Source organism: Streptomyces sp. NPDC046712, from assembly GCF_040645695.1.
Lineage (GTDB): Bacteria > Actinomycetota > Actinomycetes > Streptomycetales > Streptomycetaceae > Streptomyces.
Genome location: NZ_JBEYYW010000004.1, coordinates 395,775 through 406,383 on the forward strand (window position 1 = coordinate 395,775; position 10,609 = coordinate 406,383).

The following is a 10,609-nucleotide window of genomic DNA, read 5'->3' on the forward strand; positions in this document are numbered from 1 at the left end:
ATCACTGGAATCGCCTCCTCTCGGCGTCTCGGAGGGCTCGGGGTGAGCCGGACCCTCATGTTCATTTGGACAAGTACAGCACGAAAGCAGGGCTTCGAAGAAGCCGCTGTTTCCGTGGTTAAGAACCTATGGGGCTTGACGGGGGGTGCGCAAACTATTTTTTCGACGAGTTTTCGTCAGTCCTCCTCGTCGTCTCCTCCAGGCTCCCCACCTGGCTCTTCGCCCGCGCAGATGGCGAGGACGTCGGCGCCGAAGCGGTCGAGCTTGCGGGCGCCGACCCCGGAGATGCCGACGAGTTCCCCGTCGCTGGACGGCACGCACTCGGCGATCGCCATCAGCGTCTTGTCGGTGAACACACAGTACGCGGGCTGCCCGAGCTGCTTGGCCTGGTCGGAGCGCCAGTCGCGCAGCCGCTCGTAGAGCGCCTCGTCCATGTCGGAGGGGCAGTCCTCGCAGCGCATCAGCTTCATCTCGCCGGCTTCGGTGAGCGTGGCTCCGCAGACGCGGCAGAGCGACGGTCCGCGGCGCTTGCGCCGGGCGGCGCTGCCCCGCTCGACGGAGCCGCCGCCGCCCGCGCCGCCCGCGCCGAGGGCGCCGGATCCGGGACGCAGCCCCTTGAGGAAGCGGGTGGGGCGACGGGAGGCGCGGCCGCCCGGGGAGCGCGAGAGCGCCCAGGAGAGCGAGAGGTGGAGGCGGGCGCGGGTGACCCCGACGTACAGCAGGCGCCGCTCCTCCTCGACCTGCTCGTCGGTCTTGGCGTAGGTGATCGGCATCATGCCCTCGGTGAGGCCGACCAGGAAGACGGCGTCCCACTCCAGGCCCTTGGCCGCGTGCAGGGAGGCGAGGGTGACGCCCTGGACGGTCGGGGCGTGCTGGGCGGCGGCCCGCTCGTCGAGCTCGGCGACCAGGTCGGAGAGGCCGGCGCCGGGCTTGGCCCGGGCGAAGTCCTCGGCGAGGCGCACCAGCGCGGCGAGGGACTCCCAGCGGTCGCGGACGGCGCCCGAGCCGGCGGGCGGTTCGGTGGTCCAGCCCTTGGTGGAGAGCACGGCGCGGACCTGGGAGGGCAGGTCCTCCGCGTCGTCGAGGAGGGAGTCGTTCCCCCCGGCGCGGGCGGCGCCGCGCAGTGCGATGCCGGCCTCCCGTACCTCCTGGCGCTCGAAGAAGCGCTCGGCGCCGCGCAGCTGGTACGGCACGCCGGCGTCGGCGAGGGCCTGCTCGTAGACCTCGGACTGGGCGTTGATGCGGTAGAGCACGGCGATCTCGCCGGCCGGGACGCCGGCGGCGATCAGGTCGCGGATGCGGCGGGCGGTGCCCTCGGCCTCGGCGGGCTCGTCGGCGTACTCGGCGTAGACGGGCTCGGGTCCCGGGTCGCGCTGGGAGATCAGCTCCAGGCGGTGCTCGGCGGCCCGGCCGCGGGCCTGGCTGAGCAGTCCGTTGGCGAGGTGGACGACCTGGGGGGTGGAGCGGTAGTCCCGGACGAGCTTGACCACCGTGGCGTTCGGGTGCCGGGTGCGGAAGTTCAGCAGGTGGTCGGGGGTCGCGCCGGTGAAGGAGTAGATGGTCTGGCTGGCGTCGCCGACGACGCAGAGGCTGTCGCGGTCGCCGAGCCACAGGTCGAGGAGCCGCTGCTGGAGCGGGGAGACGTCCTGGTACTCGTCCACCACGAAGTGCTGGTACTGGCCGCGGATCTGGTCGGCGATGTCATGCCGGTCCTGGAGGATGCCGACCGTGAGCAGCAGCACGTCCTCGAAGTCGATCACCGAGCGGTCGCGCTTGAGCTGTTCGTACATGGCGTAGATCTGACCGATCTCGGCCGGGTCGCGGGGGGCCTCCCGGACCGACTTGGCGACCACCGCCGGATAGTCGGCGGGGACGGTCTGGGTGACCTTGGCCCACTCGATCTCGCCGGTGACGTCGCGCAGCTCGTTGCGGTCGAGCCGGACGCGGCAGCGCGCGGCGGACTCGGCGACGAGCTGGATCTTGCGCTCCAGGAGCCGGGGAAGATCGCCACCGACGACTTTCGGCCAGAAGTACTGGAGCTGACGCAGGGCGGCGGAGTGGAAGGTGCGGGCCTGGACGCCGCCCGCGCCGAGCTCCCGCAGACGGCCGCGCATCTCTCCGGCGGCCCGGTTGGTGAAGGTGACGGCCAGGACGCTGCCGGGCTGGAGTATGCCCGCCCGCACTCCGTAGGCGATGCGGTGCGTGATGGCCCGCGTCTTGCCCGTGCCGGCTCCCGCCAGCACGCACACCGGACCGTGCAGGGCGAGGGCGACCTCGCGCTGCTCGGGGTCGAGCCCGTCGAGCACCGCGTCGGCCGACTCGGGGACCTGCGGGAAGAGAGTGGAGTGCGTTGCTGCTGTCACCCCGCCAGCTTGCCAGGTTCCGAGGGGCCGGTGCGGCGCGCTGTCCACAGGCCGGCGCCGCCGGTCGTACGAATACGGGAATGGTGTCGGCGGCGCGTACGTTCTCTTCCTCGGCACCCACCCGCGAACAGAGGAGCGCCAGGCCATGCAGGGCACTGTGACGATGTACAGCACCACGTGGTGCGGCTACTGCCGTCGGCTGAAGAGCCAGATGGACCGCGAGGGCATCGCGTACACGGAGATCAACATCGAGCAGGACCCGGAGTCGGCCGCGTTCGTGGAGAAGGCCAACGGGGGCAACCAGACCGTTCCGACCGTGCTCTTCGCGGACGGCTCGACGCTGACGAACCCGTCGCTCGCCCAGGTCAAGCAGAAGGTCGGCGTCTGAGCGCGCCTGGCCGAAAACAGCCCCCGTCCGGCAGTGCCGGGCGGGGGCTGTTCCATGTCACGGGGTGGGTCAGACGACGTCGCCCGGCTTGGGCAGCGGCTTGCCGTACCAGAGCTCGATCAGCCGGGAGGCGATCGAGATGCCGTACGGGGGCAGCACCTCGCCCGAGTCGAAGGCGGCGGCCAGCTCCTCGCGGGAGAACCAGCGCGCCTCGTGGATCTCCTCGCCGTCCACGTCTATCTCCGAGGAGGTGGCGTGCGCGATGAAGCCCAGCATCAGGCTGGACGGGAAGGGCCAGGGCTGGCTGGCGACGTACTCGACCTCGCCGACCGAGACACCGGCCTCCTCGAAGACCTCACGGATGACCGCCTGCTCGATCGACTCGCCGGGCTCGACGAAGCCCGCGAGGGTCGAGAAGCGGCCCTCGGGCCAGTGGACCTGCCGGCCGAGCAGGATGCGGTCCGCCTCGTCGGTGACGGCCATGATGACCGCCGGGTCGGTCCGCGGGTAGTGCTCGGCACCACAGGCCTGGCAGCGGCGGATGTGGCCGGCGGCCGCGATCACCGTGCGCTCGCCGCAGCGGGAGCAGAAACGGTGGAGCCGCTGCCAGTTCTCCAGGGCGACGGCGTGCACCATGAGGCCCGCGTCCCGGGGCGAGAGCAGCAGGCCCGCCTCGCGCAGCCCCGCGGGCCGGGCGGACTGGTCCATGCGGCCGGGCAGGGAGTCCTTCTGAAGGGCGAAGTAGGAGACACCGTCGGCGTCCGTGCCCAGGAAGTAGCGGTGGGTCTCGGTGACCGGGGCCTCGAAGGCGGGGGTCATGACGAGCTCGGTGCGGCCGTCAGGAGTGTCGTCGATCAGCACCTGACCGCCGGAGACCACGAAGACGCGGGTCGTGGGGTGGCTCCAGGCCGCCGCGAGCCATGCCTCGTCGAGACGGTGGTGAGCGGCGCGGTCGATGCCGCTCGGGGCGGTGAGCGAGATCGGCCGGTCCGCGAACTGGCTGTTCAAGGTGGACACAGGTACTTCCAACTCCCCCGGATCGGTGTATGGGTTCATCGCGCGGCGGTGTGGAGGGCGGCGGGCAGGTCGCTCCACAGATGGGCGGTGGTCTCGACGCCCTTGAGGAGAAGATCGAGCTCGATCTTCTCGTTGGGGGCGTGCCAGCCGTCGGACGGCACCGAGATGCCGAGGAACAGCACCGGTGCGCCCAGGACGTCCTGGAGGTCGGCGGCGGGGCCCGAGCCGCCCTCGCGGGTGTAGCGGACCTTGGCGCCGTCGAAGGCACGGCTCATCGCGCCCGCGACCGCTTTGAGGGCCGGGTGGTCGAGCGGGGTGAGGCAGGGCCGGGTCGGGGCGCCGAAGACGACCTCGTACCGGATGCCCGAGGGGATCCGCGCGGCGAGCCAGTCGCGAACGGCGAGTTCGATCTTGGCCGGGTCCTGTCCCGCCACCAGCCGGAAGGAGAGCTTCAGCTGGGCGGAGGAAGGGACGATCGTCTTGCCGCCGGGGCCCTGGTAGCCGCCGCCGATGCCGTTGACCTCGGCGGTCGGGCGGGCCCAGACGCGCTCCAGGGTGGAGAAGCCGGCCTCACCGAGGGTGTCGTGGGACTTGGCGGTGCTCAGCCAGGCCGCCTCGTCGAACGGCAGCTCGGCGATGAGGGCACGCTCGGCGTCGGAGAGCTCGGTGACGCCGTCGTAGAAGCCGGGGATCGAGACGTGCTCGTCCTCGTCGTGCAGAGCGGCGACCAGGCGGCCGGCGACGGTGGCCGGATTGGGCACGGCGCCGCCGAAGGAACCGGAGTGGATGTCCTGGTCGGGCCCGTACAGCTCGATCTCGCAGTCCGCGACGCCGCGCATGCCGGTGCAGACCGTCGGGGTGTCCTCGGACCACATGCCGGTGTCGGAGACGATCACGGCATCGGCGGCGAGCCGGTCCGCGTGGGCCTCGACGAGGGCCCGGAAGTGCGGGGAGCCGGACTCCTCCTCGCCCTCGACGATCAGCTTGAGGTTGACGGCCGGGGCGGTGCGTCCGGTCGCGGCGAGGTGGGCGCGGACACCGAGGGTGTGGAAGAAGACCTGGCCCTTGTCGTCGGCGGCACCGCGCGCGTACATCCGGCCGTCGGTGACGTGCGGCTCGAAGGGGTCGGTGTGCCAGCCGTCCTCGCGGGCGGCGGGCTGGACGTCGTGGTGGCCGTAGACGAGCACGGTCGGGGCGTCCGGTTCGCCGGAGGGCCACTCCGCGAAGACCGCGGGGGCGCCGTCCGTCTCCCAGATCTCGACCGTCGTGAAACCCGTGTCGGACAGTTTGTCGGCGAGCCAGCGGGCACTGCGCCGTACGTCCTCGGCGTGGGCGGGCTGCGCGGACACGGAGGGGATGCGCAGCCACTGGGCGAGGTCGTCGAGGAAGGCGGCGCGGTGCTGTTCGATGTACGTGCGCACGGCCTGGGTACGTACGGTCTGGACGGCGTTGTCCGGGGTCTCGCTCATGCTCCTGAGCCTATCCGGCGTCCGGAGCCGCTCTGTCCTGGGCCGGTTTGTCCGGCGCCGGCCCGCCCAGCAGGATCTCCTCCAGCTCGGCACGGCCGGGCAGGCGGCGGGGTCGTACGACCTCTCCCGTCCGTACGTAGACGAAGGCGGCCGCGACCTCGTCGGGGTCGAGGCCGTGCTGCTCGGCCCAGGCGAGGCGGTAGATCGCGAGCTGGAGGGGGTCGGCGGTGCGCAGGTGGCTGGTCTTCCAGTCGACGATCTCGTACGCGCCGGATTCCGGATCCCGGTAGACGGCGTCGATCCTGCCGCGGACGACCCGCCCCGCGAGCGAGAGGTGGACGGGCACCTCGACGCGGTACGGGGTGCGGTGGGCGTACGGGGTGCGGGCGAAGGCGTCCTTGAGGGCGTCGAGGTCGCGTTCGTCGACGATCTCCGGTTCGCCGGCGAAGTCCTCGCCGCCGGGGAGCTCGTCCGGTCCCAGCATGGGGAGCGGGAGCTCCTCGAACCGCGACTCCACCCACGCGTGGAACCGGGTGCCGCGGCGGGCGGCGGGCTGCGGGGGGCGGGGCATGGGACGGGCCAGGTCCTGGGCGAAGCCGTCGGGGTCGGCGGCGAGGCGGAGGACCTGGGAGGCGGAGAGGTAGGCGGGCAGGAGGACGTCGCGGGTGGTGGCGCGGGCGCGGCGGAGTTCGGTGGTGAGGGTGGTGAGGTCGCGGTCCCAGGAGGCGAGGGTCTTCCGGTCTTCGGGGGTGAGGTGGTCCTGGGCGTCGTCCAGGGGCTCCCGGGGCGCGGGGACCTCGTCGGCCGGGGCAGCGATCGCGTTGCCCGGGGCAGGGACCTCGTCGGCCGGGGGCTCCTCGTCCCAGAAGGGGTCCTCGTCCCAGAGCGGCTCCTCGTCGGGCCAGAGGTCCTCGGGGTCCTGGGGCGCGGGCCCTTGCGCGGGCAGCGCGTTCGGAGGGTGCCCACTAGTCCTGGGGGGACCCTCATGCGGAACGAAATCCCACAACCGGGCCAGGACCTGGTCCCGCGCCCTTCGGCGGCGCTGCAGGGACGTCTCGTCCAGGGGGAGCGGCCACGCCTCGTCCGGGAGGTTCTCGTGGAGCGACGGGTTCTCCGCGTCCTTCTCCGGTTCGTCGGCCCAGGCCTCGATCTCGCCGAAGCCCGCCGCGCAGTGGTCGTACAGGGCGTCGAGGAACGCCGAGGGGCCGCGGGGCTTCTTCTGGGCCGGGCCCCACCAGTGGGCGGAGCCCAGGAGGAGGGAGCGCGGGCGGGTGAAGGTCACGTAGCCGAGGCGGAGCTCCTCGGTGTGCTGGTGGTCGCGCATCGCCTCCTTGAAGGAGACGAGGGACTTGGAGTCCCAGGTGGTGATCTCCGGGAGGGTCGCCGCGTCGCCGCGCAGCGCGTGCGGCAGCACCTGGGGTTGGGAGGTCCACGACTCACGGGACCTGGTACTCGGGAACTGGGCGGCGACCAGGCCGGGCACCGCCACGACGTCCCACTCCAGGCCCTTGGACTTGTGCGCGGTGAGGACCTTGACCGTGTTCTCGCCGCCGGGGAGCGCGTTGTCGAGGCCCTTCTCGTACTGCGCGGCCGTGCGCAGGAAGCCGAGGAAGGCCAGCAGGGTCGCCTCGCCGTCCAGGGAGGCGAAGCCGGCCGCTATGTCGAGGAAGTTCGACAGGGTCTCGCGGCGCCGGGCGGCGAGCGCGTGCGGCGACGCGGAGAGTTCGACCTCCAGGCCCGTGGTGGTGAGGACCCGGTGCAGGACGTCCATCAGCGGGTCGGCGAGCGAGGAGCGCAGGGTGCGCAGCTCGGCGGCGAGCCGCGCGAAACGGACCCGTGCCTCGGCGGAGAACGGCAGGCCGTCGTCCTCGCCGCCGGAGTCGAGGAAGGTGTCGAGCGCGTCGGCGAGCGAGATGACCTCGGCCGGGTCGACGCCCTCGACCGCCGCCGCGAGCCGCTGGTCGGCGTCGGCGTCGTCGACGGCCCGCTCCCGGTGGACGAGCAGCCGGGCGCGGCGGCCCAGGAGGGCCAGGTCGCGCGGGCCGATACGCCAGCGGGGTCCGGTCAGGAGGCGGACCAGGGAGGCGTTGGCGCCGGGGTCCTGGAGCACCTCGCAGACCGCGACCAGGTCGGCGATCTCGGGCAGGTGGAGGAGCCCCGAGAGGCCGACGACCTCGACGGGCACGTCACGGGCGACCAGGGCGGCCTGGATGGCGGGGAAGTCTGTGGCCGTCCGGCACAGGACCGCGATCTCGCCGGGCTCCTTGCCCGTGCGGACCAGGTGGGCGAGGGAGTCGGCGAGCCAGTCGATCTCCTCGGCGTGGGTGGGCAGGAGCGCGATCCGTACCGAGCCGTCCCGCTCGGCGCCTGGCGCGGGGCGCAGCGCCTCCACGCCTGCGTGCATGGCGCGCAGGGGTGTGGCGAGCCCGTTGGCCAGGTCGAGGAGACGGCCGCCGCTGCGCCGGTTCTCGGAGAGCGCGTAACGGGTGGCGGGCCTGCCATCCTCGTACGGGAAGTGGGTGGGGAAGTCGTCCAGGTTGGCGACGGACGCGCCGCGCCAGCCGTAGATCGCCTGGCAGGGGTCGCCGACCGCGGTCACGGCGTGCCCGGTCCCCGATCCGAAGAGGCCGGAGAGCAGCAGGCGCTGGGCGACGGAGGTGTCCTGGTACTCGTCGAGCAGCACCACCCGGAACTCGTCGCGCAGGATGGCGCCGACCTCCGCGCGCGTGGTGGCGAGTTCGGCGGAGAGGGCGATCTGGTCGCCGAAGTCGAGGAGGTCGCGGGAGCGCTTGGCGGCGCGGTAGCGGACGACGAGGTCGAGCAGCTCGCGGCGGGCCGCGGCCGTGTCGGGGACCTTCCGCAGGTCGGCGTTGGTGAGCTTGGCGCGGGAGAGCGTGTCGAGGAGCTCGGAGTCGTACGCCTTCAGGTCCTCGGGACGTACGAGATGCTCGGCGAGCTCGGCGTCGAGCGCGAGGAGGTCGCTGACCAGGGTCGGGAACGACTTGGTCAGTGCGGGATACGGTCCGGGCGCCTCGCGCAGGACGCGCGCGGCGAGCTGGTAGCGGGTGGCGTCGGCGAGGAGGCGGGAGGTGGGCTCCAGGCCGATGCGCAGACCGTGGTCGGTCAGCAGCTGGCCGGCGAAGGCGTGGTACGTGGAGATGCGGGGCTCGCCCGGGGGGTTGTCGGGGTCGATGACGTCGGGGTCGGTGACGCCGGCGCGGACGAGGGCCGTGCGGACGCGTTCGGCGAGTTCGCCGGCGGCCTTGTTGGTGAAGGTGAGACCGAGGACCTGCTCGGGCGCGACCTGGCCCGTGCCGACCAGCCAGACCACCCGGGCGGCCATCACCGTCGTCTTGCCGGAGCCGGCTCCGGCCACGATGACCTGCGGGGCGGGCGGCGCGATGATGCAGGCCGTCTGCTCCGGGGTGAACGGGATGCCGAGGAGCTCCTTGAGCTGCTCGGGGTCGGTGATGCGTGCGGTCACCCCAAAGAGGCTAACGGGGACCACTGACAGCGCCGACCGCCGCGTGATCGGGCCGGGGGGCTCAGGTCGTGGTGCCCGGGTCGAGCTTGGTGAGGTCCACCGTCTCGTCCGCGGGCGGTACGACGACCTTCACCGGCTTGTCGTAGTCGGAGAAGACCACCGTGCCGGGCTCCTCGCCGCCGGTCTTGGCCATCTTGAGGATGTAGGGCTTGCCCTTCTGGGAGACGGACACCGTGGTCGTCTCACCGCCGGGCTTCTTCTTCACGAGGGTGGCGACGGGGGTCTTGTCGACCTCGGCGTCCGGTCCGCGGGTCAGGCCCTTGCGTTCGTCCTCGTCGTCGTCCAGGTCGGCGAGGAGTTCCTTGAGGTTGCAGACCCCGCTCAGATCGCTGCTTCCCGCCTGTCCGGGCGTGATCTTCAGCCAGCGTCCCTCGAGGAGCTCGATCGTGGCGTCGATCTGGGGCTCCGGCACGCCCTGTGAGGTCATGGAGATCCGCCAGAAGTGCTCGTCGCCCTTCATGTACGTGATCTTGTCGGCCTGCCGCAGCTCCGCCGTGCCGCCGCCGATCTTCATCCGGCCGGTGCACTCGCTCTTGTCGTTGACGGCGAAGTCGACGTCCAGCGGCTGCCCGTCCGACACGACCCGGCCCTTCATCCGGAGGGATGTCGCGGACTGGGTGGCGGTGACGGCACGGTCGCCGATCTGGTCGGCGGTCAGGTCCTCGAAGGGGTCGGGCGAGGGCGAGGGGGCGGCGGCCTGTACGTATGCCGGTGGAGGGAGCACCTGGGACCAGGCCGCCGGAGCGGCCCCGACGATCACGGCCGTGCAGACGCCTGTCGCGCCGGCGGTCACGGCGGCCGTCGCGGTGCGGAGCATTCGTCGCTGGGACGGCATACGAGCCTCCTCGCGGATTCCCCTGTCCACCAGCGTCACCCCTGCGACGTGCGCCCGCTACTTCGCTGCGGCGGGCGCACGCCGGGTGGCGGTTGCGTCAGCCGAGCTTCTCCGGGTCCATGACCTGGTCCGCCGGCGGCGCGGTGGCGGTGACCGGCTTGTTGTACTCGGAGAAGACGAACGTGCCCGGATCGTCGCCACCCACGTCGACCACCTTCAGGATGAAGGGCTGGCCCTCCTTGGCGACATACATGGTGGTGGTCTCGCCGGTGCTCTTCTTCTTGGTGAGAGTGACGGCGGGCTTGCCATCGACCACAGCATCGGGGCCCTTGGTCATGCCCTTGTGCTCGGACTTGTCCTTGTCGATGTCCTTCATAAGGCCGTTCAGGTCGCACAGGTCGGCCATTTCGCCCGCGTTGGCCTTGGACATCTTCATCCATCGCCCCTTCAGGAGCTCGGCCAAGGCTTGGCCCTCCTCTGCGGAGCCGCCCTCGCCGCCGGCGATGACCTGCCAGAACTTCTCGTCGCCCTTCATGTACATGGTGCCGTCCGCCTTCAGCAGGTCCGCGGTGGCGTCCTTCATACCCATCTTGCCGGTGCAGCTCTTACTGTCGACGGCGAGGTCGAGCGTCATCTTGTCGCCATCGTCAGTGGTGTCACCGACGACGTGCACTGAGGTCGCGCCCTTCGTGGCCTGAACGGCCCGGTCGGCGATCGCGTCCGCGTCCAGACCCTTGAAGGGGTCGACGGGGGCCTGCGTGGTCGTGGCGGACGCCACCGGCTCCTTCTTGTCGCCCTTGGCCTTGGTGTCGTCGCTCTTGGAGCAGCCCGTCACACCGACGACGGTGGCCGCGCAGACCATCGCCGCGACCCAGATCTTCCGGTTGGCCACCATCTTCTTCGTACTCCTCAATAGGTTCTGTTACCCCCGGGACTGTCCGACTCCTGTGGGGCTCCTATGGATGCACGGCGTCAAACGTGACCTCGGACACG

The 10,609-nt window shown here is 71.6% G+C and carries 7 protein-coding genes; 1 reads left to right on the forward strand and 6 read right to left on the reverse strand.

Annotated features, from left to right (window positions below):
• Positions 1-176: 176 nt before the first annotated feature.
• Positions 177-2,363 (reverse strand): ATP-dependent DNA helicase UvrD2, encoded by a 2,187-nt coding sequence (locus tag ABZ939_RS08400; protein WP_361850659.1) that lies wholly within the window; start codon positions 2,361-2,363, stop codon positions 177-179.
• A 145-nt stretch (positions 2,364-2,508) separates the two neighbouring features.
• Between ABZ939_RS08400 and ABZ939_RS08405 the strand changes: the two genes are divergently transcribed.
• Positions 2,509-2,751, forward strand: coding sequence for a mycoredoxin (locus tag ABZ939_RS08405; protein ID WP_149547526.1), 243 nt, complete (start codon positions 2,509-2,511; stop codon positions 2,749-2,751).
• Positions 2,752-2,820: 69 nt separating this feature from the next.
• Here ABZ939_RS08405 and nudC read toward each other — a convergent pair whose 3' ends face one another.
• From nudC to ABZ939_RS08430, 5 genes are all read right to left on the reverse strand, one after another.
• The gene (nudC, locus tag ABZ939_RS08410; protein ID WP_361850661.1) at positions 2,821-3,768 is read right to left on the reverse strand and encodes an NAD(+) diphosphatase; all 948 of its coding nucleotides are present in this window, start codon (positions 3,766-3,768) and stop codon (positions 2,821-2,823) included.
• Positions 3,769-3,803: 35 nt separating this feature from the next.
• A complete protein-coding gene (locus ABZ939_RS08415) occupies positions 3,804-5,237 on the reverse strand; it encodes a dipeptidase (protein ID WP_361850663.1) in 1,434 nt (477 codons plus the stop codon).
• A 10-nt stretch (positions 5,238-5,247) separates the two neighbouring features.
• Positions 5,248-8,721, reverse strand: a complete 3,474-nt coding sequence (locus ABZ939_RS08420) for an ATP-dependent DNA helicase (protein WP_361850665.1) — start codon at positions 8,719-8,721, stop codon at positions 5,248-5,250.
• Positions 8,722-8,782: 61 nt separating this feature from the next.
• Entirely contained in the window at positions 8,783-9,616 is an 834-nt protein-coding gene (locus tag ABZ939_RS08425; protein ID WP_361850667.1) for a hypothetical protein, read from the reverse strand.
• A gap of 97 nt (positions 9,617-9,713) precedes the next feature.
• Positions 9,714-10,511: a hypothetical protein gene (locus ABZ939_RS08430; RefSeq protein ID WP_361850669.1), complete on the reverse strand. Its 798-nt coding sequence runs from the start codon at positions 10,509-10,511 to the stop codon at positions 9,714-9,716.
• Positions 10,512-10,609: the final 98 nt, after the last annotated feature.

What these genes read in the sequence shown, in the direction of transcription:
- ABZ939_RS08405 (WP_149547526.1), top strand. Translation starts at nt 2,509, where the DNA reads ATGCAGGGCACTGTGACGATGTACAGCACCACGTGGTGCGGCTACTGC.
- ABZ939_RS08415 (WP_361850663.1), bottom strand. Translation starts at nt 5,237, where the DNA reads ATGAGCGAGACCCCGGACAACGCCGTCCAGACCGTACGTACCCAGGCC.
- ABZ939_RS08425 (WP_361850667.1), bottom strand. Translation starts at nt 9,616, where the DNA reads ATGCCGTCCCAGCGACGAATGCTCCGCACCGCGACGGCCGCCGTGACC.
- ABZ939_RS08430 (WP_361850669.1), bottom strand. Translation starts at nt 10,511, where the DNA reads ATGGTGGCCAACCGGAAGATCTGGGTCGCGGCGATGGTCTGCGCGGCC.